This is a genomic window from Acidovorax sp. FW305-C-20-28, assembly GCF_058783375.1.
Genome location: NZ_JBYSYM010000021.1, coordinates 86,292 through 111,805 on the forward strand (window position 1 = coordinate 86,292; position 25,514 = coordinate 111,805).

Annotated in this window: 19 protein-coding genes and 1 riboswitch; of the genes, 10 read left to right on the top strand and 9 right to left on the bottom strand. The window is 69.3% G+C overall.

Annotated elements, in window-relative coordinates:
* Nucleotides 1-7 precede the first annotated feature (7 nt).
* On the bottom strand, nt 8-1,258 hold the full coding sequence (locus AC3WOH_RS22600) for a lipoprotein-releasing ABC transporter permease subunit (RefSeq protein ID WP_492231568.1): 1,251 nt from the start codon (nt 1,256-1,258) through the stop codon (nt 8-10).
* 75 nt (nt 1,259-1,333) lie between these two features.
* Between AC3WOH_RS22600 and AC3WOH_RS22605 the strand changes: the two genes are divergently transcribed.
* On the top strand, nt 1,334-2,290 hold the full coding sequence (locus AC3WOH_RS22605; RefSeq protein WP_492231569.1) for a phosphoglycerate mutase: 957 nt from the start codon (nt 1,334-1,336) through the stop codon (nt 2,288-2,290).
* Nucleotides 2,287-4,002, top strand: a complete 1,716-nt coding sequence (gene recJ, locus AC3WOH_RS22610; RefSeq protein WP_492231570.1) for a single-stranded-DNA-specific exonuclease RecJ — start codon at nt 2,287-2,289, stop codon at nt 4,000-4,002. The genes AC3WOH_RS22605 and recJ overlap by 4 nt, the downstream gene beginning before the upstream one ends.
* 10 nt (nt 4,003-4,012) lie before the next feature.
* Here recJ and AC3WOH_RS22615 read toward each other — a convergent pair whose 3' ends face one another.
* From AC3WOH_RS22615 to AC3WOH_RS22635, 5 genes are all read right to left on the bottom strand, one after another.
* Nucleotides 4,013-4,519, bottom strand: a complete 507-nt coding sequence (locus tag AC3WOH_RS22615; protein ID WP_492231571.1) for a chemotaxis protein CheW — start codon at nt 4,517-4,519, stop codon at nt 4,013-4,015.
* Nucleotides 4,519-6,249: a methyl-accepting chemotaxis protein gene (locus AC3WOH_RS22620; RefSeq protein WP_492231572.1), complete on the bottom strand. Its 1,731-nt coding sequence runs from the start codon at nt 6,247-6,249 to the stop codon at nt 4,519-4,521. The genes AC3WOH_RS22615 and AC3WOH_RS22620 overlap by 1 nt, the downstream gene beginning before the upstream one ends.
* Before the next feature lie 186 nt (nt 6,250-6,435).
* Nucleotides 6,436-6,529, bottom strand: a riboswitch (cyclic di-GMP riboswitch).
* Nucleotides 6,530-6,594: 65 nt separating this feature from the next.
* Nucleotides 6,595-6,819, bottom strand: coding sequence for a tautomerase family protein (locus tag AC3WOH_RS22625; protein WP_492231573.1), 225 nt, complete (start codon nt 6,817-6,819; stop codon nt 6,595-6,597).
* 101 nt (nt 6,820-6,920) lie between these two features.
* Nucleotides 6,921-8,699 carry a methyl-accepting chemotaxis protein gene (locus AC3WOH_RS22630; protein ID WP_492231574.1) on the bottom strand — a complete coding sequence of 593 codons (1,779 nt, stop codon included), beginning with the start codon at nt 8,697-8,699 and terminating at the stop codon, nt 6,921-6,923.
* Nucleotides 8,700-8,927: 228 nt separating this feature from the next.
* Nucleotides 8,928-10,715, bottom strand: a complete 1,788-nt coding sequence (locus AC3WOH_RS22635) for a methyl-accepting chemotaxis protein (protein ID WP_492231575.1) — start codon at nt 10,713-10,715, stop codon at nt 8,928-8,930.
* A 202-nt stretch (nt 10,716-10,917) separates the two neighbouring features.
* On the opposite strand from AC3WOH_RS22635, the gene AC3WOH_RS22640 reads away from it, so the two are divergent.
* Together AC3WOH_RS22640 and AC3WOH_RS22645 are read left to right on the top strand one after the other, a co-directional pair.
* Nucleotides 10,918-11,784 (top strand): 3',5'-nucleoside bisphosphate phosphatase, encoded by an 867-nt coding sequence (locus AC3WOH_RS22640; RefSeq protein ID WP_492231576.1) that lies wholly within the window; start codon nt 10,918-10,920, stop codon nt 11,782-11,784.
* A 22-nt stretch (nt 11,785-11,806) separates the two neighbouring features.
* Nucleotides 11,807-12,442 (top strand): L-threonylcarbamoyladenylate synthase, encoded by a 636-nt coding sequence (locus tag AC3WOH_RS22645; RefSeq protein ID WP_492231577.1) that lies wholly within the window; start codon nt 11,807-11,809, stop codon nt 12,440-12,442.
* Nucleotides 12,443-12,610: 168 nt separating this feature from the next.
* On the opposite strand, the gene AC3WOH_RS22650 is transcribed toward AC3WOH_RS22645, so the two are convergent.
* Nucleotides 12,611-13,810, bottom strand: coding sequence for a methyl-accepting chemotaxis protein (locus AC3WOH_RS22650; RefSeq protein WP_492231578.1), 1,200 nt, complete (start codon nt 13,808-13,810; stop codon nt 12,611-12,613).
* A 186-nt stretch (nt 13,811-13,996) separates the two neighbouring features.
* Here AC3WOH_RS22650 and AC3WOH_RS22655 point away from each other — a divergent pair, with 186 nt between their 5' ends.
* Nucleotides 13,997-14,665, top strand: a complete 669-nt coding sequence (locus AC3WOH_RS22655; RefSeq protein ID WP_492231579.1) for a site-2 protease family protein — start codon at nt 13,997-13,999, stop codon at nt 14,663-14,665.
* Nucleotides 14,666-14,708: 43 nt separating this feature from the next.
* A complete protein-coding gene (locus tag AC3WOH_RS22660) occupies nt 14,709-16,013 on the top strand; it encodes a tryptophan--tRNA ligase (protein ID WP_492231580.1) in 1,305 nt (434 codons plus the stop codon).
* Nucleotides 16,014-16,019: 6 nt separating this feature from the next.
* Here AC3WOH_RS22660 and AC3WOH_RS22665 read toward each other — a convergent pair whose 3' ends face one another.
* On the bottom strand, nt 16,020-19,427 hold the full coding sequence (locus tag AC3WOH_RS22665) for a FecR domain-containing protein (protein ID WP_492231581.1): 3,408 nt from the start codon (nt 19,425-19,427) through the stop codon (nt 16,020-16,022).
* A 17-nt stretch (nt 19,428-19,444) separates the two neighbouring features.
* Nucleotides 19,445-21,424, bottom strand: coding sequence for a CHASE2 domain-containing protein (locus AC3WOH_RS22670; RefSeq protein WP_492231582.1), 1,980 nt, complete (start codon nt 21,422-21,424; stop codon nt 19,445-19,447).
* 153 nt (nt 21,425-21,577) lie between these two features.
* Between AC3WOH_RS22670 and AC3WOH_RS22675 the strand changes: the two genes are divergently transcribed.
* From AC3WOH_RS22675 to AC3WOH_RS22690, 4 genes are all read left to right on the top strand, one after another.
* Nucleotides 21,578-21,835, top strand: a complete 258-nt coding sequence (locus tag AC3WOH_RS22675; protein WP_007856660.1) for a hypothetical protein — start codon at nt 21,578-21,580, stop codon at nt 21,833-21,835.
* Nucleotides 21,836-21,840: 5 nt separating this feature from the next.
* The gene (locus tag AC3WOH_RS22680; RefSeq protein ID WP_492231583.1) at nt 21,841-22,917 is read left to right on the top strand and encodes a formylglycine-generating enzyme family protein; all 1,077 of its coding nucleotides are present in this window, start codon (nt 21,841-21,843) and stop codon (nt 22,915-22,917) included.
* Nucleotides 22,918-23,014: 97 nt separating this feature from the next.
* Nucleotides 23,015-23,713 (top strand): response regulator transcription factor, encoded by a 699-nt coding sequence (locus tag AC3WOH_RS22685; RefSeq protein WP_184863051.1) that lies wholly within the window; start codon nt 23,015-23,017, stop codon nt 23,711-23,713.
* Nucleotides 23,714-23,805: 92 nt separating this feature from the next.
* Nucleotides 23,806-25,512, top strand: a complete 1,707-nt coding sequence (locus AC3WOH_RS22690) for a FecR family protein (RefSeq protein ID WP_492231584.1) — start codon at nt 23,806-23,808, stop codon at nt 25,510-25,512.
* Nucleotides 25,513-25,514 lie beyond the last annotated feature (2 nt).

Genomic DNA, 25,514 nt, shown 5'->3' on the forward strand with positions numbered 1-25,514 from the left:
GCCGCCGTCATTCGTAGCGCAGGGCTTCCGCCGGATTCACGCGGCTGGCGCGCCAGCTCGGGTACAGGGTGGCGACAAAGGCCAGCGCCAGCGAGATCAGGGCGATGGGCACGATGTCGGTACTCTGCGGCTCGCTGGGCATGCGGTCGATGAGGTAGATGTCCTTGGGCAGGAAGGAGGCGCCCAGCGCCTTCTCGATGGCCGGCACGATGACATCGATGTTGAGCGCAATACCCAGGCCCAGCACCAGGCCGGCGAGCGTGCCGATCACCCCCACCATGGCGCCCTGCACCACGAACACGCCCATGATGCTCTTGGGGCTGGCGCCCAGGGTGCGCAGGATGGCGATGTCCGCGCGCTTGTCGTTGACCGTCATCACCAGGGTCGACACCAGATTGAAGGCCGCCACGGCGACGATGAGGGCCAGGATGATGAACATCATGCGCTTTTGCAGGCGCACGGCCTCGAACCAGGTGCGGTTCTGCTGGGTCCAGTCGCGCAGCAGCAGGTCGCCGCTCACGGTGCGCGCGAGCTGGTAGGCCACGGCATTGGCCTGCTCCAGGTCCTGCAGCTTGAGGCCAATGCCCGTGGGCCCGCGCAGGCCGAAGGTGGCCATGGCATCGTCCTGGTGCATCCAGACCAGGGTGGAGTCGTACTGGAAGTGGCCCGAGTCCACCGTGCCGGCCACGGTGAGCGGCTGGTAGCGCGGGCCGCCCTGGCTGCCCCCCTGGCCGGCCGGCACCACCAGGGTCGCGGCGTCACCCGCCTTCACCCCGAGCGATTTAGCCAGCTCGCTACCCAGCACCACGCGGAACTGCCCGGGCACCAGCGTGGCCAGCACCTCGGCATTCGAGGCGGCCAGCGAGGTCACCGCGCCTTCCAGCGCCGGGTCGATGCCGCGCACCAGGGCCCCTTTCATGTCGTCGCCATGGGCGATCAGGGCCTGGGCCGCCACGTAGGGGGCGGCACCGGTGACGGCCGGGTTCTGCCGCACCTCGGCAATGGTGCGCGCCGCATCCTGCATGGCCGCGCCCTGCGGCGCGAAGACCTCGATATGGGCGACCACGCCCAGCATGCGCTCGCGCACCTCCTTCTGGAAGCCGTTCATGACGCTGAGCACCACGATCAGCGCCGCCACGCCCAGCGCGATGCCCAGCATGGACGCGCCGGAGATGAAGGAAATGAAGCCGTTGCGCCGCGCAGCCCGGCCCGAGCGGGTGTAACGCAGGCCCAAGGCCAGTTCGTAGGGAAGTTGCATGGTGGAGAAACGCCGGGGCCACAGGAAATGGCCGAACACGGCGGGAGCGATTGTGGCATCCCGGACAATAGGGGGATGTCGGACATCCCCCATTTGCTCATCCCCTACGCTGCCGGCGCCTCCGAGGGGTGCCAGCAAACCCTGGCTACGCTCGCCCTGCCCCACCTGGACCGCCTGCTGGCGCGGCTCACTGCCGACCCGGCCCGCTCCAGCACGGCCGAGGAAACCAGTTTCTCGGCCCCCCATGAACGCGCCCTGGCCCAGGCCCTGGGCCTGCCGGCCGAAGACGGCCGCACGCCCTGGGCCGCCTGGCATCGCCAGCAGCAGGGCCAGCCCACCGAAGGCCAGGCCTGGGCCTTCGTGGCGCCCTGCCAGTGGCAGGTGAGCACCGACCACGTGACCCTGCGCGACCCCGAGGCCCTGGGCCTGGACGAAGCCTCCTCGCGCGCCCTGCTGGCCATCGTCTCACCCTGGTTTGCCGAAGACGGCATCCACCTGCACTACGAGCAGCCCACGCGCTGGCTGGCCGAAAGCCCCCTGTTCGCCGACCTGGCCACGGCCTCGCTCGACCGCGTGCTGCTGCGCGACGTGCGCGCCTGGATGCCCGATGCGGCCCGGGCCCGCACCCTGCACCGCCTGCACAGCGAGATGCAAATGCTGCTGTACACCCACGCCTTCAATGACGCGCGGGCCGAGCGTGGCCTGCCGGCCGTCAACTCCTTCTGGGTGCATGGCGCGGGCGGCCTGCCCGCCACGGCCACCGGGCACGCCTCGGCGCCGTCGGTACCCCCGGACCTGCGCGATGCGGCCCTGCGCGAAGACTGGCGCGCCTGGGCCACCGCCTGTACGGCACTGGACGCGGGCCCCGTGGCCGATCTGCTGCGCCAGGCCGAGCAGGGCCGCCCCGTGCGCCTCACGCTGTGCGGCGAACGTGCCGCCCTGGCCTTCCACACCGCCCCGCGCGGCCTGGTGCAGCGCATCAAGGCCCATTTCCAGCCCCTCCGCTTCGCGCAGGTGGCAAGCCAACTATGAAAATCACGGCAAGAGACATTCCCCCGCGCGCCGCCTGGGCGCTGGAGCAGGCGGGTGTACACCCCCTGCTTGCGCGCCTGTATGCCGCGCGCGGCGTGCGCGACAAGGACGAGCTGGACGACGGGCTGGCCCGCCTGCTGCCGCCCGCCGGGCTCAAGGGCATCAGCGATGCCGCCACCCTGCTCGCCGATGCCATCGCGCAGGACCTGCGCCTGTGCGTGGTGGCCGACTACGACTGCGATGGCGCCACGGCCTGCGCCGTGGCCGTGCGCGGCCTGCGCCTGCTGGGCGCAAAGCACGTGGACTACCTGGTGCCCGACCGCGTGACCGATGGCTATGGCCTGACCCCGCCGATCGCACGCCGTGTGAAGGAGCGCGGTGCCGACATGCTGATCACCGTGGACAATGGCATCGCCAGCGTCGAGGGCGTGGCCGAAGCCCGGGCCCAGGGACTCAAGGTGCTGGTCACCGACCACCACCTGCCCGGCCCCGAGCTGCCCGCGGCCGATGCCATGGTCAACCCCAACCAGCCCGGCTGCAGCTTCGAGAGCAAGGCCCTGGCCGGCGTGGGGGTGATGTTCTATGTGCTCATGGAACTGCGCTCCGAGCTGCGCCGCCGGGGACTATTCGATACCGCCAGCCAGCCCAAGCTCGACCCGCTGCTCACCCTGGTGGCCCTGGGCACCGTGGCCGACGTGGTGCGCCTGGACGCCAACAACCGCCGCCTGGTGGCCCAGGGGCTGCGGCGCATCCGCGCAGGCGCCATGCCGGCCGGGGTGGCCGCGCTGTTCACGGCCGCGGGCCGCAAGGCGCCGGCGGCCACCACCTTCGACTTCGGCTTTGCGCTGGGCCCGCGCATCAATGCCGCTGGCCGGCTGGCCGACATGACGCTGGGCATCGAGTGCCTGCTCACCGACGACGCGGGCCGGGCCAGCCACCTGGCCGGCCAGCTCGATGCCATCAACCGCGAGCGCCGCGAGATCGAAGGCGGCATGCGCGAGCAGGCCATGCTGATGGCCGAGAACCTGTTCGACGAGAGCGAAGACCCGCCGCCCGCGATCAGCGTCTTCGACCCCGACTTCCACGAAGGCGTGGTCGGCATCGTGGCCTCGCGCATCAAGGACAAGCTGCACCGCCCGACCTTCGTGTTCGCGGCCAGCAGCGCACCGGGCAAGGAGCACGAGCTCAAGGGCTCGGGCCGCTCCATCCCGGGCTTTCACCTGCGCGATGCGCTCGACCTGGTGGCCAAGCGCCACCCGGGCGTGCTGCTCAAGTTCGGAGGCCATGCCATGGCGGCCGGCTGCACCGTGGCCGAAGAGTCCTTCGAGACCTTCGAGCAGGCCCTGGCCCAGGTGGCGCAGGAATGGCTCGATGCCTCGACGCTCACGCGCCGCATCGAGACCGATGGCCCGCTGGCGCCCGAGTACTGCCGCGCCGACCTGGTGGACACGCTGCACCGCGAGGTCTGGGGTCAGGGCTTTGCGCCGCCGACCTTCAGCGAAGAGGTGCAGGTGCTGAGCCAGCGCCTGGTGGGCGAGGCCAAGAACCACCTGTCGCTCAAGCTCATGCACCAGGGCAACCCCGTCGACGCGATCTGGTTCGGCCACACCGAACAGCTGCCGGCGCGAGTGCTGCTGGCCTTCCGCCTCGATGTCAACGAGTGGCGCGGCGAGCGCAGGGTGCAGTTCCTCGTGGAAGGCGCGGAACTCTGACGCGGCGCGCTCAGCCGACGCTCGCCACCAGCCCTTCGCCGGCCAAGGCCGGTGCCGCATCGCCCAGCAGGGCCTCGATGTCGAGCAGGATCAGCAGGCGCTCGCCCACCTGTGCCAGGCCCCGGATGCAGGCCGCATCCGGCGCGCCCGACACCCCCGGCGCAGCGTGCACCATGCCGGCCTCCAGCGTGACCACATCGCTGACGGCATCCACCACCACACCCACGACGCGGGCCCCCAGGTCGATCACGATGACCACGGTGGATGGGGTGATCCCACTGTCGGCGCAATGCAGGCGCACCCGCAGGTCGAGGATGGGAACGACCACGCCGCGCAGGTTCACCACCCCGAGCAGAAAGCCTGCGCTGTCGGGCATGCGCGTGGGCGGCTCGTAGGAGCGGATCTCCTGCACCTTCAGGATGTCGATGCCGTAGTTCTCTTCGCCCAGGCGAAAGCTCAGGTACTGGCCGGCAGCGGCCAGCGGCGTGCGGGTGGCGATCGCGTTCGGAGCATTCATCAGAAGCTCGTCCATTGGTCATCGTCCGGTGCGCTGGCGGGTTTGTCGGCCAGACGGGGCGCAGCAGCCTTTCGGGCCGGCACCGCGGCTGCCTTGGCCAGCGCCGCCTTCGGCGGCGTGGGGGTGGCGGCTGGCGGCTTGATCGCCGGGGGCACGGCAGGTGTACTGGCGTAGCCGATGGCTGCGCTGCCGACGTTGAAGATGGAGACCACCTCGGCCAAATGCTGGGCCTGGTCGCGCAAAGCGGCAGCGGCGGCTGCCGACTCTTCCACCAGCGCGGCGTTCTGCTGCGTCATCTGGTCCAGGTTGGTCACGGCCTGGTTCACCTGCCCGATGCCGTCGCGCTGTTCGCTGGCCGAGGCCGCGATCTCTGCGATCAGGTCGGTCATGCGGCGCACGCCGCCGACGATCTCGCCCATGGCCTGGCCCGCCTGGCTCACCTGGGCCGAGCCCTTTTCCACGGTTTCCACCGAGGCGCTGATCAGGGTCTTGATCTCCTTGGCCGCCTGGGCGCTGCGCTGCGCCAGGCTGCGCACCTCGCCGGCCACCACGGCGAAACCACGCCCCTGCTCACCGGCCCGGGCCGCTTCCACGGCGGCATTGAGCGCCAGGATGTTGGTCTGGAAGGCAATGCCGTCGATCACGCCGATGATGTCCGCGATGCGCCGGGAGGAGTCGCTGATCTGCTGCATGCTGACCACGACCTGGCCCACCACCTCGCCGCCATGCGTGGCTGCCTGGGCGGCCCCCACCGCGAGCTGATTCGCCTGCTGCGCCGTGTCCGAGGACTGGGACACCGTGGCCGTCAGCTGCTCCATGCTGGCCGCCGTCTCCTCCAGGTTGCTGGCCGTCTGCTCGGTGCGGCTGCTCAGGTCGTGGTTGCCATTGGCGATCTCGGTCGAGGCCGTGGACACCGAGTCCACGCCGCGGCGCACCTCCGTCACCACGCCATGCAGCTTGCCCACCATCAGCGACAGCGCCTGCAGCAGTTGGCCGAACTCGTCCTTGCGCGAGGAATGAACCTGCTGGGTCAGGTCACCGCCCGCAATCGCGCCGGCCACGGCCACCGCGCGGTCCAGCGGGCGCGTGATCGAGCGCACCAGCAGGGACGCCAGCAGGATGCCGATCACGAACACCACGGCGGCGCTGGACAGGCCCAGCAGCGTGGCGTTGCGCTGCGCATTTCCGGCCTCGATCTTGGCCGCGTCGCGCTGGGCCTCCTGTACCTTGACGAAGCCCTTGAGCGCATCGACGTAGGCCACCGAGGTCGGCAGGAATTCCTTGAGCGCAAAATCCTTGCGCGCACCGGGCTCGGCCGAAGCCTTGACCGCGGGGAGCTTCTTGAGGGTGTCGAGCAGGGTACCGCGGGCCTCGCCCACCTTGGCCAGGGCGGCCTTGTCGGTCTCCGAGATGGCGCCGGCGCGCACGCTGGACTGGACTTCGCTGATGAGGGCGGAGCCGGCATCCTGGCGGCTGGCAAAGAACTTTTCGATCACCTCGTCGGTGCTCGCCATGCTGGCCAGCGAGCGCTCGGTATTGGTCTCGGTCAGGCCCTGCCAGCGCACCGCCGCCGTGATGTTGGACTCGTAGCGCTGCACATCGGCCAGTGCCCGCTCCATGGCCAGGCTGGAGCGGTACTGGGTGAAGACAAACACGCCGAGCATCAACACCAACAGGCCCAGGATCGTGCCCCACATCTTGGTGGCCACCCGGATATCGTTCAACTTCATTGCTTTTCCCTGGGATTCATCGTGAGGACTGGAACAGGGGCGCCCAGCCCCGTCCATCCCGGGAGGGGCGCCACAAAGGCAGTCAATGCAGGGGGAAAAGAAGAAGCGGGCGCGCGATCAGCGGCGCGCCCTGATGGGGTGCCCTCGCCTGGCGGCAGGTCACCCGAGGACGCAAGTCATCCGGAAATCAGCGGCCCCGCTGCCATACCCCCTCGCGCACGAGGTCTCAGACCGGAAGCTTTGCGACCCCGACTTTCGTACGGGTGTGCCTTTGTTGCGCGCATCCTACCTGTAAGTAAATATGTCAGGAATATGGTCGGGAATAGGCCGCCGCCCGCCCCAGGCTCAGGCCTGGGTGGGGCCCTTGCTGCGCTGGCGCACCACCGTCACCTGCTCGCCGCCCACGCCCCAGTTGTCGGGGTCGATCTCGTCGATGATGACGGTCACGGTCTCGGGCTTCTTGTCCAGCACCTCCTGCATGAGGCGGGTGGCGCCGGCAATGAGCGCAGCCTTCTGGGCCGACGTCGTGGGGATGTCGCGGTTGGCAAGGCGGATGGTGACCAGGGGCATGGCAGACCTTTGGGGCAATGGAAGGGCGCCCATCTTGCATGAAAAAAGGGCAGCCTGGGCTGCCCTCGGGGGTGTCTGGGTAGAAACGCTTGGCAAGCCGGTCAGAAGCTTTCCCAGTCGTCGTCGCCGCCCTTGGCCGTTGCGCGCGGGGCCGGCGCAGGGGCCGGGCCGGCAGCCGCGGGCTTGTGGGCCGCAGCCGGCCTGGATGCCGTGAGCCGCGCCGCGGCCGGGGCGGAAGCTTTGCCGGCAACGGCCGCGCGGGCAGGGGCCGCCACCGGCCGGGCGGCTGCAGCAGCAGGGCGTGGTGGTGGCGCCACCGGTGCCCGCGCAGCCACAGCACCCACGTTGAACATCGACACCACCTCGGCCAGCTTTTGCGCCTGGTCGCGCATCGAGGCCGCCGCTGCCGTCGATTCCTCCACCAGCGCCGCGTTTTGCTGCGTCATCTGATCGAGGTGCGTCACCGCCTGGTTGACCTGGGCAATGCCATCGCGCTGCTCCGTGGACGAAGCCGTGATCTCCCCGATCAGGTCGCTCACGCGCTGCACGCTCGAGACGATCTCTTCCATGCTCTGCCCGGCCTGCGCCACCTGGGCCGAGCCCGATTCCACGTTCTCCACGCTGGCGCTGATCAGGGTCTTGATTTCCTTGGCCGCCTCGGCGCTACGCTGCGCCAGGCTGCGCACTTCGCTGGCCACCACGGCAAAACCACGGCCCTGTTCACCGGCACGCGCCGCTTCCACGGCCGCATTCAGCGCCAGGATGTTGGTCTGGAAGGCAATGCCGTCGATGGTGCCGATGATGTCGCTGATCTTGCGCGAGCTGTCGGTGATCTGCTGCATGCTGCTGACCACCTGGCCCACCACCTCGCCGCCGCGTGCCGCGGCCTGCGCTGCCGTGCCCGCCAGTTGGTTGGCCTGGCGCGCCGTGTCGGCCGATTGCGATACCGTGGCCGTCAGCTGTTCCATGCTGGCCGCCGTCTCTTCCAGGTTGGAGGCCGTCTGCTCCGTGCGCGCCGACAGGTCGTGGTTGCCGTTGGCGATCTCCACCGAGGCCGAGGACACCGAGTCCACCCCGTGGCGCACCTCGCTCACCACGCTGCGCAAGCGCGCCGACATGGCCGAGAGCGAACGCAGCATGTGGCCGAACTCGTCTTTGCGGGTGGAACTCAGCTCGCGCGTGAGGTCGCCCGCAGCGATGGCGTCGATGGTGGTCACCGCCTGGTTGAGCGGGTCGCTGATCGAATGCACCAGGCGCCAGGCCAGGAAGATGCCCACCGCCAGCAGCACCATGGAAAGGACGATGCCCGAGATGGCGTTCTGGATGCGGCGGCTCGTGGCATCGGCGCGGATGGCATCGCGGCGCTTTTCCAGCACCGCCACGAAATCGTCCTGGGCCTTGAGGTAGACCGTGACCAGGGGTGCGAACTCCCTGTCCGCAAACTGCTGGGTGGCCACGGCATCGCCCGCGCCCTTGAGCTCCCAGGTCTTGGCGGTGGCGGCCAGCACGGCCTTGCGCGCATCGAGCACCTTGTCGAGCGCGGCCTTTTCCTCGGGCGCCGTGGCCGATGCGACGATCTTCTCCTGCACCTTGTTGATGGCGCCGATGATCTCCTTGACCTTGGCACCGTACTGCTCGGCCAGCACGGCATCGGTGGTCACCGCACCGCCCATGACCATGTTGACCGCGGTCTCGGTGGCGCCGCGCCAGCGCACGGCCGAGGAGATGCGCCCCTCGATCTCGATGATGTCGTCCATCGCCGCCGCCATCGAATTGTTGCCGCGGTTCTGGGCGAAGCTGGAGAGCAGCAGCATCGCGATCATCAGCCCCAGGAATGCGCCCCACAGCTTGCGGGAGACGCGGATATTGTCGAATTGCATGCTCTTTCCTTGTGAACCTGTGGTGCATGGCGGCTCCGCACAGGCACCAGCGGAAACATTCCATTACATCCAGACAGGCCATAGCCTACGCCAGCCAATGGGCCGCCGACGGCTTCGTTTCACCGGGAAAAACCCGCATTCACGCGAGCCGGCAAGATCCTCGCCACGGGTTTGACCCCGCTCAGACCCTGGGACTGCCACCCAACAGCCTGCGAAAGGCGCGGTCTGTCAGAAGCTTTCCCAGTCGTCATCCCCACCACCAGCCGCTGCGCGCGGTGCGGCGGCCTTGGGCGCTGCCGCGGGGGCGGTTGCTGCGGGCGCTGCCTTGGCGGCGCTGCCCAAGCGGGGCGTGGAGGCCTTGGCAGCCTTGCCGGCGGTCGAGGCGCCGACAGCCGCGGGGCGTGCACCGACAGGCTTGCCGACCGCAGGCACCGGCCGTGGTGGTGGCGCAACCGGCGCCCGCGCAGCCACAGCACCCACGTTGAACATCGACACCACCTCGGCCAGCTTTTGCGCCTGGTCGCGCATCGAGGCCGCCGCTGCCGTCGATTCCTCCACCAGCGCCGCGTTTTGCTGCGTCATCTGATCGAGGTGCGTCACCGCCTGGTTGACCTGGGCAATGCCATCGCGCTGCTCCGTGGACGAAGCCGTGATCTCCCCGATCAGGTCGCTCACGCGCTGCACGCTCGAGACGATCTCTTCCATGCTCTGCCCGGCCTGCGCCACCTGGGCCGAGCCCGATTCCACGTTCTCCACGCTGGCGCTGATCAGGGTCTTGATTTCCTTGGCCGCCTCGGCGCTACGCTGCGCCAGGCTGCGCACTTCGCTGGCCACCACGGCAAAACCACGGCCCTGTTCACCGGCACGCGCCGCTTCCACGGCCGCATTCAGCGCCAGGATGTTGGTCTGGAAGGCAATGCCGTCGATGGTGCCGATGATGTCGCTGATCTTGCGCGAGCTGTCGGTGATCTGCTGCATGCTGCTGACCACCTGGCCCACCACCTCGCCGCCGCGTGCCGCGGCCTGCGCTGCCGTGCCCGCCAGTTGGTTGGCCTGGCGCGCCGTGTCGGCCGATTGCGATACCGTGGCCGTCAGCTGTTCCATGCTGGCCGCCGTCTCTTCCAGGTTGGAGGCCGTCTGCTCCGTGCGCGCCGACAGGTCGTGGTTGCCGTTGGCGATCTCCACCGAGGCCGAGGACACCGAGTCCACCCCGTGGCGCACCTCGCTCACCACGCTGCGCAGGCGGGTGGACATGCCGGACAGCGCCCGCGTCAGCACGCCCAGCTCGTCCTTGCGGTCGTCGTGGATGTTCTGCGTGAGGTCGCCAGCGGAAATGGCCTCGGCCAGCGACACAGCCCGGTCCAGCGGGCGCGTGATGGAGCGCACCAGCAGGGCTGCCAGCAGCATGCCCAGCGCCACCACGGCAACCGCGGCGACGGCACTGATCACCACCAGATTGGCGCGCGAGTCGTGGGCGGCCTGCACCGCCGCGTCACGCTGGCGCTCCTGGGCGGCCACAAACTGGTCGATGGACTCCAGGTAGGCCACGGCCTTGGGGCGGTAGACCTTGGCCAGGTAGTCCTGCTTGGCAGCGGCATCGCCCGCATCGGTCAATTCCTTGAGCTTGTCGGTCTGGCCGCGGATATCGGCGCGGGTGGCGGCCACCTTGGCCAGCGCGGCCTTGTCCTCGGGCGAGACCGAGGTCTTGCCGATCTTTTCCTGCACCGGTGTGATGCGTGCCGTGAGGGCTGCCACGCGCGCGTCGAAGTCGGCCTTGAGCGCCTGGTCGGTGGTCACGAAGCTGGACATGGACATGGTGACGGCCACTTCGGCCAGGCCGCGCCAGCTCACCGCCGTGGTGATGGCCCCCTCGTACCGGCTCACGGCCTCCTCGGTCTCGGCCGTCACCTTCCGCCCATACCACTGGGTCCAGATGGCGGTCACCAGCATCAGTGCCAGCAGGCCCAGAATCACGGTCCACATCTTGTGGGCCACGCGCAGGTTGTCGAATTTCATGGTCGATCCTTAGAACAGGTTCTTGCGCTTTGCATAAGGCAGGGTCTGCCTTCGCTTTGTAAGTTTTCGCCTCAGGAAACCGTCGTCCAAACGTCCACCGCTGCCATGCCCGTCCGGGCAGTGCAGCAGAGCCCACGCCCTCGTAACCAGTGTTGCTGGAATCCACACACCGCGTTATCGGTACAAGCCCTAAAATGGTCTGGTGACCACCCTGCTCAACGCCGACCTGCACTGCCATTCCGTGGTATCCGACGGGACCATGACCCCCGAGGAACTGGCAGCGCGCGCCAAGGCCAACGGGGTCGCGCTATGGGCCTTGACCGACCACGACGAAATTGGCGGCCAGCACCGGGCCGCCGCTGCCGCCCGGGCACAGGGCATGGCCTACCTCACGGGCGTCGAGATCTCGGTGACCTTCGCCGACACCACGGTGCACATCGTGGGCCTGGGCTTCGACCCCGACGACGCGCAACTGGCCGAGGGCCTGGTCGCCACGCGCGGCGGGCGCGGCGAACGGGCCCGGGACATGGCGCAGCAGCTGGCCCAGGTGGGCATCGAAGGCGCCTACGAGGGCGCACTGAAGTTCGTGGGCAACCCGGCACTGATCTCGCGCACGCACTTCGCGCGCTTCCTTGTGGAATCGGGGGTCTGCAAGGACACCTCCGAGGTGTTCCGCCGCTTCCTCACCGAAGGCAAGCCCGGCTACGTGCCGCACCGCTGGGCCCGCCTGGGCGACGCCGTGCGCTGGATCACCGAAGCCGGCGGCATGGCGGTGATCGCCCACCCCGCGCGTTACAAGTTCAGCGCCAATGAGGAGTTCGCGCTGTTCTCCGAATTCAAGGCCCATGGCGGGCGCGGTGTCGAGGTCGTGACCGGCAGCCACAGCCCGCCAGAGTACCTGACCTATGCCGCCATGGCGCAAGAGTTCGGTCTGGCCGCCTCGCGCGGCAGCGATTTCCACAGCCCCGACGAATCGCACACCGACCTGGGCACCCTGCCCCCCCTGCCTGCCACGCTGACCCCGGTGTGGGAGCTGCTGGCCGACCGCATCCGCCCGGCCGCCGCTTGAACCGCCCCGCCCCGCCCGCACCATGGCCCAGTATTTCGAAGTCCACCCCGACAACCCCCAACCCCGGCTGCTCAAGCAGGCCGCCACCTTGCTGCAAAAAGGCGGCATCGTCGCCGTGCCCACCGATTCGAGCTATGCCTTGGTCTGCCACCTGGACGACAAGGACGCCGTGGACCGGCTGCGCCGCATCCGCCAGGTGGACGAAAAGCACCACCTGACCCTGCTGTGCCGCGACCTCTCGGAGCTGGCCAACTACGCGCGCGTGGACAACCGCCAGTACCGCCTGCTCAAGCTGGGCACGCCCGGGCCCTACACCTTCATCCTCGAAGCGACCAAGGAAGTGCCGCGCCGCGTGAGCCACCCCTCGCGCAAGACCATCGGCCTGCGCGTGCCCGACCGCAAGGGCCTGCAGATGCTGCTGGAGTTGCATGGCGAGCCGCTCTTGGCCACCACGCTGATTCCCGCGGGAGAGAGCGAGCCCCTGAACGACCCGCAGGAGATCCGCGCGCGCTACGAAAAGCTGCTGGACGCCATCGTCGACGCAGGCGCCTGCCCGCTGGAGCCCACCACCGTGGTGGACCTCACGCCCATGGGCACCGGCGGCGACCCCGAAGTGGTGCGCGAAGGCCGCGGCAGCCTGCAGGCGCTGGGGATATAAGGGCGTTTCAAGCTCTCATCACGTGCCACTGTTCGCGGCGCATGAAACCGACGCGGCCAAGACCAGTGCCCCCGTGCAAGGGCCGCCCCGCCGCACTGGGGGCGTCCCCCTCCCGACTCGCGCAGCGGGTCGAGAGAGGGGTGAAGGCGCGAAGCGACTCAGGGGGTGTCAATCCAGCTTAAAGGCACCGACGGCGCGCTGCAGTTCCTGGGCGCGCGAGGACAGGGCCGAGGCGGCGCTGGCCGCCTGCTGCACCAAGGCCGCGTTCTGCTGCGTGGCGCTGTCCATCTGCGCCACGGCGCCGTTCACCTGCTCGATGCCCGAGCTCTGCGCGTGCAATGCCCCCGAGATCTCTCCCAGCAGCGCCGTGACCTGGCCCACGGCCCCCACGATTTCCTCCATGGTCTTGCCGGCGCGGCCCACATGGCCGGCACCGCTCTCGACCTGGTCGACCGACTGGCTGATCAGGGTCTTGATCTCGCGCGCCGCCACGGCACTGCGCTGGGCCAGGTTGCGCACCTCGCTGGCCACCACGGCGAAACCCCGGCCCTGCTCACCGGCACGGGCCGCTTCCACCGCCGCGTTCAGCGCCAGGATGTTGGTCTGGAAGGCGATGCCTTCGATGACCTGGATGATGTCCACGATCTTGCGCGAGCTGCCGCTGATCGCCTGCATGGTCTGCACCACGTCGCCCACCACGGCACCGCCACGCTCGGCGATCTGCGAGGCATTGACGGCCAGGCTGCTGGCCGAGCGCGCGCGCTCGGCGTTCTGGCGCACGGTGGAGGTCAGATCGGCCATGCTGCCGGCCGTATCGGCCAGGGAGCTGACCTGGTCTTCGGTGCGGCGCGCCAGGTCGGAATTGCCCGAATCGATGTCGGCCGCGGCTTCGGTGATCGAGTCTGTGGACTGCTTGATGCCCGAGACCAGTTCGGTCAGCGTGTCTTCCATGGTGCCCAGCGCCGTGAGCAGGCGCCCGAAGTCGCCTTCGAGTTCCGACGAAAACTCCTGGCTCAGGTCGCCCGCCGCCACCGTCTCGGCGATCAGAATGGCCTGGTTCAGCGGGTGCACGATGCCGCTGCGCAGCAGCACGAAGGACACCAGCGACACGATGAACACACCAGCCCCCAGCAGCAGCACCCACAGGCGCGCACTCTCGAGGTGTCCATGGCCGGCCCGCAGGGCCTGCTCCAGGGGCGCGCGCTGCTCCGCGGTGAGCCCGGTCGCCGAGCCCACCGCAGCGCGGTAGGCGTCGTCGGCCTGGCCGATGCCCGAACTGGCCACCACCATCAATACCGCCACCAGGAAGGCAATGGCACCAAACGCCAGAATGAGGCGCGTTCCAATCTTCAAACGATCCAGGCCCATGGAATTCATCTCCGATATCAGTGTTGTATGTGTATGGCGACCGTTGCGTTCAACAATGTAGCGCGGGCATAACCTCGCCCGAGTCTGCCACGCCTGTATCCATTTGAAACAACGGAAGCATCGTAACAATCCTGGAAAGTGACTGTGTCAAAGGGTTGTTGTCGCGTGTCTGAGACAATTGGCCGGGTGGACCCCTCCAATCTCATCCAAACCGTTCTGATCTATGCCTTGCCCGTGCTCTTTGCGATCACCGTGCACGAGGCGGCCCATGGCTACGCGGCGCGCCATTTTGGCGACAACACCGCCTACATGATGGGCCGGATCACCCTCAACCCGATCAAGCACATCGACCCCATCGGCACCATCCTGATGCCGCTGCTGCTGTACTTCGCCACCTCGGGGGCCTTCCTGTTCGGCTATGCCAAGCCGGTGCCGGTCAATTTCGGCAACCTGCGCAACCCCAAGCGGCACATGATCTGGGTGGCCCTTGCGGGCCCGGCTTCGAACTTCTTCCAGGCCATCTTCTGGGCCGTGTTGCTGGTGGTGCTGGTGGGCATGGGGGTGGACGAGCGCTTTTTCATCGAGATGGCGCGCGCCGGCATCCTGGTCAATCTGGTGATGTGGGCCTTCAACCTGTTCCCGCTGCCGCCGCTCGACGGCGGCCGCATCCTTGTCGGCCTGCTGCCCTGGAAGGCGGCCCACCTGGTCTCGCGCATCGAGCCCTTTGGCTTCTTCATCGTGATGGGCCTGGTGATTGCCGGCGTGGTGGGCACGATCTGGCTGCGCCCGCTGATGTCGCTGGGCTACAGCGCCATCAACCTGCTGCTCACGCCGCTGATGGCCTTGCTGCGCTGACCAGCCCCCTGATTTCCTCCCTTTCGCTGAATCCGTCTTTCCCATGAGCACCACGCGCTTTCTCACCGGCATCACTACCACGGGCACGCCCCACCTGGGCAACTTCGTGGGTTCCATCCGCCCCTCGGTGGCGGCCAGCCTCACGCCCGGCGTGCAGAGCTTCTATTTCCTGGCCGACTACCACGCGCTCATCAAGTGCGAAGACCCGGTGCGCATCCAGCGCTCCACGCTGGAGATCGCGGCCAGTTGGCTGGCCGCGGGCCTCGACCCCGAGAAGGTCACCTTCTACCGCCAGTCCGACATTCCCGAGATCCCCGAACTCACCTGGCTCCTGACCTGCGTGACCGGCAAGGGCGTGCTCAACCGCGCCCATGCCTACAAGGCCAGCGTTGACAAGAACACCGCGGCCGAACGCGATGCCGACGATGGCGTGACGGCCGGCCTGTTCATGTACCCCGTGCTCATGGGCGCCGACATCCTGATGTTCAAGGCGCACAAGGTGCCCGTGGGTCGCGACCAGATCCAGCACATCGAGATGGCGCGCGACATGGCATCGAGCTTCAACCACCTGTATGGCGAGTACTTCGTGCTGCCCGAGGCCGCCATTGACGACCACGTGGCCACCCTGCCAGGCCTTGACGGCCGCAAGATGAGCAAGAGCTACGACAACACCATCCCGCTGTTCAGCTCGCGCGAGCAGCTCAAGAAGCTCATCGGCGGCATCCTGACCGACTCGCGCGCGCCCGGTGAGCCCAAGGAGGTCGAAGGCTCGGCCCTGTTCCAGATCTACCAGGCCTTCGCCACCGAGGCCGAGACGGCCGCGCTGCGCCAGCAGTACGCCGACGGCATTGCCTGGGGCGATGCCAAGCAGCTGCTGCTCGAACGCGTGGACCAGGTGGTCGCGCCCATGCGCGCGCACTACGACGAACTGATCAACAACCCCGCCCGCATCGAAACCAGGCTGCTGGCCGGTGCCGAGCGCGCCCGCGCGCTGGCCACGCCCTTCATCCGCGAGCTGCGCTCGGCCGTGGGTCTGCGCACGCTGGTGCAGTCCGGCACGGCCACCAAGGCGGCCAAGGCCACCAAGGCCGCCCTGCCCGCGTTCAAGCAGTACCGCGAGGCCGATGGCAAGTTCTACTTCAAGTTCGTCGCCGCAGACGGCCGCCTGCTGCTGCAGAGCACGGGCTTCGACGCGCCCAAGGAAGCGGGCCAGGCCATTGCCCAGTTGCAGAAGGGCGGCGATGCCCTGCAGGCGCTGGCGCCGCGGCTGGCCTCGGTGGAGGGTGTCGCGCAGGCCGATGTGGTGGCCGCACTGCAGGCACTGGCCGAGGCTGCGGCAGCCAGCTGAGCCGGGTCAATCCCGGTAGCGCAACCGGGCCCACAGCGTGGGTCGGGTGTCGCCGTTGAGCGATGCCTGTACCGAGGTGATGAAGGACCAGCGCCGATCCGTTGAATCGCGCGAGTGCACCAACGCCAGGCGCCAGCCTGGCGAAAGGTTCTCGCGATTGGCCTCATCGGAAAAGCGGGAACCGCGATAGACCAGGTGGGCTGCGGACAGATCCCGGCCCCCGTGCTTCCACACGCTGGTCAGCACCGCGGTGTGCCGGGAAAAACCCGGCAGCGCATTGCCCGCAAACTGGCGGCCCAGGTTGCGTGACTGGGCCCATGTGTAGCTGCCTGACACACTCCACTGCGGCCCCAGCACCCGGTTCAGTGCCAATCCAGCCTGGTGCAAACGCCCCGCGCTGAATCGAGGGCTCTCCATGTACGGGTCCACCGTGACCTGGCCGGTCTGGATCTGCGCCCCCAGGCCGTCCACATTGTCCGTGTTCACCCCGTCCCGGGGCGGAAGCACCAGGCTGCCATTGGCAAACGTGGCGTTCACGATGTCCTGGCTGGAGAGGCTGGCAAATCCGAAGGTGCGGGCATCGAACTCCCAGTCCAGTTGCGCGGCGCGCTTGCGCCCAAAGGCACCGGGCAACTGGTAGTGGTGGTCGATGGCGATGGCCCCCAGCGCTACAGGCGACAGCGTATGCGCGCTGGGAGAGCGCAGGTTCTCGATGTAGGCCAGGTGCAGCGCACGGCCCGGCCCCATGCGGTAGGACATGCCCACGCGCGGCAAAGGGCGGCGCGGGTGACCGCCACGATCGGCCAAGGGGTCCTCCAAATCTTCACCGGTAAGGGAATCGTAGTAGCGATCACGGACGCTCACGGCCAGGCGGGGCCAGTAGGCCTCGGCGTGCCAGGTCCACGCGCCCTCCTGCCATTGGCCTGCAAGCCAGGGCATCTGGAAGTGCGCCTTGGAGTGGGAGTCCGAGGTGATGAACGGGTCGGACAAACCCGACCCGGCCAAAAAGCGCGTGCTTTCCAGCCCCAGGCTCAGGCGACGAGTGCCCCACTGCAGGGTATGGCGCAACAGCACACCATCATCGGCATCGGCAATGCGCGAATCCTGCGGCCCCCACATGGCCTGGTCGATCACCTGGGCCTGGCCAAAACGCGCCCGGTGCAGCTTGAGCCAAGTCTGCGCATCGGGCGACCAGCGCCATGAGCCCCCCAGATCAGTGCGCTCGCTGCGCTGGCGCGCGAGGCCATTGGCGACAAAGCCATTGCCATAGTCAAGCCCTCCGGGAAAGCTGTAGCGCAACTCCCCCTGCGTATGCAGCATGAACAAACCCAGGCTCTCGGTCGGGCGCATCCCCAGTGCCACGTCCAGGTCTGGTGCGGACAGGCGGTAGCTGGGAGGATCGTTCCGGTTGGGCCACATCTGCACGCCATGGGCGCGCACCTGCCAGGCCCAAGGCAGGGGCGTGGCAGCAAAGCCGTGGTGCGCCACGTCGACCGCGAAGATGTTGTGCTCCGGGTCGCGCGTGGCGCCGGCAATCCAGAGCCACTCATGGCCCTGTGTCAGCATCAGCGGTGCCTGCTTTTCGCTGGTTCCAAAAGCCACGGGATCGCTCATGTAACCTTGGAAGAGCTCGGAACTCCGGCTGAAATCGCTTTCATAGCGGTTGGCCATGAAAAAGTGGCTGCCCGCCCACAGCGGGTAGTACGACGCGCTGGCATAGGCACGCGCCCAGTGCTCCAGGCCGAAGTCGCCGAGCGCCTTGCCCAGGTTGGCCGAGCCCTGGCTGTCGCTGGTCAGCGGATCGAGCGACTTGAGGTAGGGCAGCCGGGTGAGCGCCTCGCGCGCGGCGGCGATGGCGGCCACCGGCTCGCCCTGGTCATTGCGCAGCACCGACTCGATCTGCCAGGGCAGCGGATCCTTGGGGTCGGCCAGGCGCGCGCGCGCCAGCGAATCGAGTGCCGCGGCGCGCTCGCCCAGTTGGTATTCGGCGACGGCCAGCCAGACCTGGGCGCGCGCGTAGCGCGGCTCGATCACCAGGGCCTTGAGCAATTGGGTGCGCGCTGCCCCGGGGTCGCCCTGCTGCAGCGCCAGCAGGCCGGCACCGGCCAGGCTCACATAGTCGTCACCGGCCTGGGCCAGCGCGGCGTCGAAGCCCGCCCGGGCATCGCCCAGGCGCAGGGCCTCGGCGGCCAGCGTGGCCTGCTCGCCCTGGTAGGCCGGGTGGCCCGGCGCCAACGCCACCGCACGCGCCAGGGCCTCGCGCGCACCGCGCAGATCGCCCCGCTCGCGCAGCGCACGCCCCAGGCCCCACTGGGCAGCGGCCCGGTCGGCAGCAGGCTCCTGGCGCGCCTCGGCGCCGTCCACGGCACGGCGGTACAGGGCGATGGCGTCCTCGCCCCGGCCTTCCAGGCGGTGCCAATCGGCATCGGCCAGCAGCAGCGCAGTGGCCTCGGTTGCCTGGGCTCGCGCGGCGTCGAGCCAGGCCCGCGCCTGTGCCCCCTGGTCCAGCGCCAGCAGCAGCTCGGCACGCCGCGCGGCCGTGCGCGGGTCCTGCGTGCGCCGCCAGGCGGTGGCCAGGCGCTGCTGGGCCGCATCCATGCGGTCGTCAAACACCTCCAGATCGGCCAGCAGCAACTCCGCCACGGCCCCGCCCTGGCCGCTGGCGGACAACGCCAGGAGCCGCTCGCGCGCACGCGGCCATTGGCCCGCACGCAAATCGTCGCGGATGGCGGCCAGCGGCGGCGCCACGGCATCGCCCTGCAGCTCCGCCCAGCGCATGGCATCCACCGGGTTGGCCATGACCCATTGCACGCGCTCGCGCGGGCGCACCAGCAGGCGCTTGACCGGGGCCTTGCCGGGCTCGGCATAACCCTGCTCGGCAGGCCCCAGTTCCACCCGGCCGAAGGCATTGGACAGGTCGACCTGGCCCGACAGCACGGTGAGCGTGGTACGGCCCGCCGCGTCGACCTCCACATCCCAATCGGTGCCACGCACCACGGCCAGGGCCGCCGGGGTCTGCAGCTGCAGCGCGGCCGGGGCCTTCTTGGTGCGCGCCCACAAACGCCCGGCAGCCAGCTCCAGCAGGCTGCGCTCGGGCTGCGACTCGCAAAGGCGCAATTGCGCATGGGCCGACATGCGGATCTGCGTGCGGTCGGCCAGCAGCAGGGCGGCCGAGGACAGCTCCAGCGTGCGCACGCCCGCACCCGCGCCCAGTTGCTGGGCCAGCACGGCAGGCGACCAGGGGCCCTCGCCCCCGGGCCAGGTCTGGCCCTGGCCGGCCAGGGCCACGATCTGCGCAGCCACGGCGCCGGATGCCACGCTCCCTCCCGCGCACTGGGCCCAGGCACCGGGCAGGCACAGGGTGGCAGCGGCCAGGGCCACCGGGGTCGTCATCCACGGGCGTGTCGCAGGCATGGCAGGGCCTTTCAGGGTCATTTTTCCAGCGCGTGCGCAAACACCGCAGCACCCGCCACCGCGGGCGGCCGGGCATCGGCCAGGGCCTGTACCTGCAGTTGCAGCCGGTCGGCCTGGGCTGCCCAGAGCGGGGCCAGGTGCACCGCGCGGGCACGCCACACGGCGCAGCACGCCAGAGCGTCGCCCCAGCGGCCCGCATGCACATGCTCGCGCAACGCCAGGCTGGCGGCCACCAAGGCGGCATCGCCGCAGGGGGTGTAGACATCGATGCCGCTGCTGCGGCCGGCCAGCACCACGGCATCGAGCCATGCCAGGGGCGGCGGCCGGGACGGGTCCTGCGGCAAAGCGCTGCGCGTGGCGGCCGACAGCAGGATGCCGGTGCCAAAGGCCTTGTTGGCCCCCTCCAGCCGGGCCGCGGTGTTCACTGCATCGCCCACAGCGGTGTAGGTGAAGCGCCCCTCCGAGCCCAGGTGCCCCACGGCCGCCTCGCCCGTGTGCAGGCCGATGCGCAACTGCAGCTCGGCAAAGGGGGTTCCGGCCCACTGGTTGCGCAAGGCCTGCATCTCCAGCTGCATGTCCTGCGCGCAGGCCAGGGCGCGTGCCGCATGCTGCGGTTCTGCCACGGGGGCATTCCAGAAGGCCATGACGGCATCGCCGATGAACTTGTCGAGCGTGCCGCCGTGGCGGTGCACCGCATAAGTCATGCGCGTGAAGTAGGCATTGAGCGCCTGCGCCACCGATTCCGGCGGCAGCCGCTCGCTCGCCGAGGTGAAGCCCGCCAGGTCCGAGAACAAGAGCGTGAGCACGCGCCGCTCGCCGCTCACGGCGGGAACCTCGCCGCTGGCGATCAGGGCACTGACCACGGCCGGCGGCACATAGCGCCCGAAATCCAGCCGCAGGCGCTCGCGCTGGCGCCGCTCGCGCCAGTAGCTGTCGGTCGCGCCCACGTTGAAATGCAGCACCAGCGCCACCAGCGTGGGCAGCGTGGGCCACCACACCCCCTGCAGGTAGGCGCACAGGCCGCCGATCAAAGCGAGCAGGGCCAGTGCCACACTCAGCCACACAGCCAGCCAGCCACGCCAGCGCCGCGTGAGCGCGGCCACCAGGGCAATGGCCAGGGCCGCCTGCAGCAACGGGCCCGCCGGGTGCGCCGGCACGATCCAGTCTCCGGTCAGGCCATTCATCAGCGCGGTGGCATGCAGCAGCACGCCCGACTGGGTGCCCTGGCCCAGCGCCCGCAGCGGCGTGGTGAACTGGTCGACCCCGCCCACCGGGGTGTTCTGGCCCAGCAGCAGCAAGCGCCCCTGCAGCGCACCGGGTGCCAGCAGCCGCGCCGGGTCCAGCGCCTGGGTGTAGTGCACGTAGGGCAGCGCCACCTCGGGCGCGTAGTAGCGCAGCAGCGCGCCCGCAGGCGGAGGAACCACACTGCGGCCCGTCGCCTGCGCCAGCACGCGCCACAGGGCATCGCCTTGCGCCGGCACGGCGCGCTGCACGCCATCGTCGTCGGGGCGCATGCCCACGTCGCCGTGGAGCGCCTGGCCAAAGACGGAGCGCACCGTCTGCTGGTACTGCGCCACCTGGCCGCTGTGCACCGCCACCTCGGCGCTGGCCAGCACCACCGGCATGCGCCCCTGCAAAGCGCGGGCCAGTGCCGCATCGTCCTCGGGGGACTGCGGGGTGGAAAACAGGATATCGATGCCCAGGCCCGCCGCCCCGGAGGCCGCCAGCGCATCAATGAGTTGCGCGTGCAGGCGCCGCGGCAGAGGCGGCGCGGTCTTGAGCGCAGCCAGGCTGGGTTCGTCGATGCCGACCACTACCACGCCGGCATCGGGCCGCACGGGCGCCGTCATGCTGCTGAACAGGTCGTATTCGAGCCGCTGCAAGGGCTGCCACACCGGCAGCAGGTGCAACAGGGCCAGCAGAGCCAGCGGCACCAGCAGGCGCAGCGCCCACTGGCGCGCTGCATCCCCTGCCCATGCCGTCCGGATCGTGGCCACACGCCCTCCATTACATGTAACACAATGTGTTCACGTGAGGCACTGTATCCCAGAGTGCGGGTGCAGCAAAGCGCAGGGGCCTAGTTTTACAAATGGCGTGCGGTTTTGGCCCGCGCTGTCTTAGACTGCCTTGGCATCCCTGGGGAGACCACCATGAAAGCACTGATCGCATCGGCCACCCTGCTCGCCTTGCTGGCGGGCTGCGAATCGGCCACCACCCGCCCGCCGTCGGGCCCCATGGCCTCGGGCCGGGACCGCACCTTCAGCGTGCCGGTCTATGGCAACGACGCCTCGCCGGCCTACAACGCTGCCACCCGGGAATGCCAGAAGCTGGCGCTGTTCCCCAAGCTGCTGCGCAATGAAGGATCGCGCCTGGTCTTCGAGTGCGTGAGCGACAACCCCAACCGCTGAGCCCGATGGCCCGGTGCCGAACTGCCGTCGCCGTGCTCGCGCTGGCCACCGCCCTGCCCGCGCTGGCCCAGGTGCGCCACGACCGCCCGCCCCCGGTGTGGACCAACAGCCTGGGCATGCCGTTCGTGAAGGTGCCCGCCGGCAGCTTTGTCATGGGTGGGCCCGAGGCACCCGATGTGCTGGCGCGCGCCTATCCGCAACTCGAAGCCAAGCGCTTTGCCGAACTGACCGACGAAGGCCCGGCGCACCGCGTCGTCATCCGCCAGGCCTTCTACCTGGGGCAGCACGAAGTCACGGTGGGCCAGTTCCGGCGCTTTCTGCAGGCCTCGGGCTACCAGCCCGAATCGGAGGCCGACGGTACCGGCGGCTATGGCTACAACCCGCGCTACGACCCGGCCACCACGCGGCGCGGCGACGCCTTCGAGGGGCGCGACCCGCGCTACTCCTGGCGCAACCCGGGGTTCACGCAGGGCGACGACCACCCCGTGGTGAATGTCACCTGGAACGACGCCCAGGCCCTGGCGCAATGGCTCAGCCGCACCGAAGGCCACCGCTACCGCCTGCCGACCGAGGCCGAATGGGAATACGCCTGCCGCGCCGGCACGCGCACGCGCTACCCGCACGGCGATGACCCCGAGGGGCTGCTGCGCACCGCCAATACCTTCGACCAGGAGGCCGCGCCCCAATGGCTGCGCTGGCAGCAGCATGCGCTGCGCGGCAGCGACGGCCATGCGTTCACCGCCCCCGTGGGCAGCTATGCCCCCAACGCCTTCGGCCTGCAGGACATGCTGGGCAATGCCTGGGAATGGGTGGCCGACTGGCATGGCGACCACTACTACGCCGAGTCGCCTGCCGTGGACCCGCAGGGTCCGGCCGAGGGCAGCGTGCGCGTGCGCCGCGGCGGCTCCTGGCACACCTGGTCCTTCTATGCGCGCTGCGGCTACCGCAACTGGAACAGCCCGCAGACGCGCTACACCCTGGTGGGCATGCGGCTGCTGCGCGAAATCATGCCCCCGGCGCCCGCCCGGCCGGCCCCGCGCTCCGCTACCACGCGCCGGCTCGCATCGCCCGTAGTACGGTGAACAACTGTCAAACTTGACCATCCCCAAATTCGGGCATGGAACCGAACGGCAGACATCGCGAATAATGCGGGATGAATCTAGAGGGGAATGACGAATCATGCGCATAGCGGCGTTAGACGACGACGCGCTTCAGCTGGATCTGATCAAACAGGCCACCGAAGCGATGGGCCACGTGTGCCATACCCACCTGACCGGCGCCGCGCTGATGCGCGAGATGCGCCGCGAGACCTTCGACCTGTTGATCGTGGACTGGCACCTGCCCGACACCACGGGCCCCGAGGTGGTGCGCTGGGTGCGCGAAAACGTGGGCAAGCAACTGCCCATCCTGTTCGTGACCAACCGGCAGGAAGAGCGCGACATCGTCGAGGGCCTGGGCAGCGGGGCCGATGACTTCATGGTCAAGCCCGTGCGCATCGGCGAGCTCAATGCGCGCGTGGGGGCGCTGCTGCGCCGTGCCTATCCCCAGAGCACCAGTGGCGTGCTCGATTTCGGCCGCTACCAGTTCTTCCCCGAATCGCGCTCGCTGCAGATCAACGGCAAGGTGGCCGAGCTCAAGAACCGCGAATACGACCTGGCGCTGTTCCTGTTCCAGAACATGGGGCGCCTGCTCTCGCGCGACCACCTCAAGGAGGTGATCTGGGGCCAGGGCTCGGACGTGCTCTCGCGCTCGCTCGACACCCATGTCTCGCGCCTGCGCACCCAACTGGATCTGCGCCCCGTCAACGGCTACTTCATCACCGCCGTGTATGGTGTGGGCTACCGCTTCGAAGCCGTGGAAGCCGACCGCAAGCCTTGATGTACCGCGCAAGTTCCCCTGCTTCCCTGAGCCCCGCCCAACCGCAGACAATGAAGAAGACCGCCGCTGCTGCGGCCCGTAGGAGAGTTGACGTGGCCATCCACCGCCTTGCATTGCCCCTGTCCGCAGCTGCCCTGCTCACGGCAGGCCTGGGTTGCGCGCATGCGCAAGCCACTCCTGATTCACAGACCGATGAGATCCCGCACACCGTCCAGGCCGGCGACACGCTCGAAGGCCTGGCCAACGCCTACCTGGACAACCCGCGCCAATGGCCGCTGCTGCAGCAGCGCAACAAGGTGGCCGACCCCAAGCGCCTGCAGCCGGGCTCCACCGTGTGGATCCCTGTGCGCCTGCAGCCGCAGGCCTCGGCCCAGGTGGAGTTCGTGCAGGGCAACGCCACGGCACAGGCGCCGCGTGGCGACGCGCAACCGCTCACACCAGGGGCCCGGCTGGACGAAGGTATGCGCCTGCAGGTGGGGCCGGACAGCTTTGTCGCCGTGCGCCTGGCCGATGGCACGGTGGTGCGCGTGCAACCCCAGTCCGACCTGCAACTGCGGCAACTGCGCCGGCGCGGGCGTGCGGGCAGCATCCAGTCGGTGATGGAGATGCGCGCCGGCAGCGTGGAGTCGAGCGTCACGCCCAGCGCCGATGCGCTGCGCCGTTTCGAGATCCGCACACCGCGCGCCGTGACCAGCGTGCGCGGCACCGAGTTCGGTGTGGCGCTGGCGGCGTCGGGCCAGGCCACGGCCTCGGTGCTCGAAGGCTCGGTGGCCGTGCAGGCCCGCGCCGAAAACGCGGCCCAGCCAGCCGCCGACGCCACCTTGCTGGCACGCGGCCAAGGCCTGTCGGTAGCGCCCGATGGCACGCTGGGCGCGCCGCGCCCCTTGCTCGCGCCGCCCGACCTGTCCACCGTGCCGGCACAGCTGCACGACCTGGGCGTGCTGGCCATCAACCTGCCGGCCACGCCCGGCGCCAGTGCCTATGTGGCCCAGGTGGCGCGCGATGCAGCCATGACGCAGGTGCTGCGCAGCGGCCGCTTCGCCGATGGCCAGTTGCGCTGGGCAGCACTCGACGACGGCAGCTACCACCTGGCCGTGCGCGCCGTGGACGAGGCCGGCATTGCCGGGCAGCCCGCCACGCGCCCCATCACCATCAAGACCCGGCCAGTGCCGCCGCTGTACCAACAGCCGGCCCCCGGCGCCGTGCTGCCGCGCGTGACCGGCATGCTGCGCTGTACCGAAGTGCCTGGTGCCCGCTGGTACCGCATCCAGGTGGCCGCCACGGCAGACTTCGCCACGCCGCTGCTGGACGAAGGCCGCCTCAACCCCTGCCAGCTGACACTGGCCACGCTGCCCCTGGGCAACTACTTCTGGCGTGCCGCCACCATCGCCGAACTGCCCGGTGGCGCGCTGGACCAGGGGCCGTTCGCCCCCGCCCAGCCCTTCACCGTGGCGCAGCAGCCCGCCGCCCTGGACCTGGCATCCATGCAGGCCAGCGATGGCGACACCATCGTGCGCCTGCACTGGCCCGCCCAGGCCGGCCAGCGTTTCCGCGTGCAACTGGCCTCGGACCTGGAATTCACCCGGATCCTGCAGGACACCCAACTCGACGAACCGCGCTGGACCTCGGCGGCCGATCTCTCACCGGGCCCGTACTTCGTGCGCATCCAGGTGCTGGACCCCTCGGGCCTGCAAAGCGAGTTCTCGCCGCCGCGCAGCATCCGCGTGGGCACGGGGCTGAACACCAGCTCCGGGCTGCCGCTGTCCACCATGGGCGGTGATCCGGTGCGCCGCCCCTGAGC

Excerpts from the sequence above, each read along its gene's own strand:
- AC3WOH_RS22600 (WP_492231568.1), bottom strand. The coding sequence starts at position 1,258 with ATGCAACTTCCCTACGAACTGGCCTTGGGCCTGCGTTACACCCGCTCG.
- AC3WOH_RS22605 (WP_492231569.1), top strand. The coding sequence starts at position 1,334 with ATGTCGGACATCCCCCATTTGCTCATCCCCTACGCTGCCGGCGCCTCC.
- recJ (WP_492231570.1), top strand. The coding sequence starts at position 2,287 with ATGAAAATCACGGCAAGAGACATTCCCCCGCGCGCCGCCTGGGCGCTG.
- AC3WOH_RS22615 (WP_492231571.1), bottom strand. The coding sequence starts at position 4,519 with ATGAATGCTCCGAACGCGATCGCCACCCGCACGCCGCTGGCCGCTGCC.
- AC3WOH_RS22620 (WP_492231572.1), bottom strand. The coding sequence starts at position 6,249 with ATGAAGTTGAACGATATCCGGGTGGCCACCAAGATGTGGGGCACGATC.
- AC3WOH_RS22625 (WP_492231573.1), bottom strand. The coding sequence starts at position 6,819 with ATGCCCCTGGTCACCATCCGCCTTGCCAACCGCGACATCCCCACGACG.
- AC3WOH_RS22630 (WP_492231574.1), bottom strand. The coding sequence starts at position 8,699 with ATGCAATTCGACAATATCCGCGTCTCCCGCAAGCTGTGGGGCGCATTC.
- AC3WOH_RS22635 (WP_492231575.1), bottom strand. The coding sequence starts at position 10,715 with ATGAAATTCGACAACCTGCGCGTGGCCCACAAGATGTGGACCGTGATT.
- AC3WOH_RS22645 (WP_492231577.1), top strand. The coding sequence starts at position 11,807 with ATGGCCCAGTATTTCGAAGTCCACCCCGACAACCCCCAACCCCGGCTG.
- AC3WOH_RS22650 (WP_492231578.1), bottom strand. The coding sequence starts at position 13,810 with ATGGGCCTGGATCGTTTGAAGATTGGAACGCGCCTCATTCTGGCGTTT.
- AC3WOH_RS22660 (WP_492231580.1), top strand. The coding sequence starts at position 14,709 with ATGAGCACCACGCGCTTTCTCACCGGCATCACTACCACGGGCACGCCC.
- AC3WOH_RS22665 (WP_492231581.1), bottom strand. The coding sequence starts at position 19,427 with ATGCCTGCGACACGCCCGTGGATGACGACCCCGGTGGCCCTGGCCGCT.
- AC3WOH_RS22675 (WP_007856660.1), top strand. The coding sequence starts at position 21,578 with ATGAAAGCACTGATCGCATCGGCCACCCTGCTCGCCTTGCTGGCGGGC.
- AC3WOH_RS22680 (WP_492231583.1), top strand. The coding sequence starts at position 21,841 with ATGGCCCGGTGCCGAACTGCCGTCGCCGTGCTCGCGCTGGCCACCGCC.
- AC3WOH_RS22685 (WP_184863051.1), top strand. The coding sequence starts at position 23,015 with ATGCGCATAGCGGCGTTAGACGACGACGCGCTTCAGCTGGATCTGATC.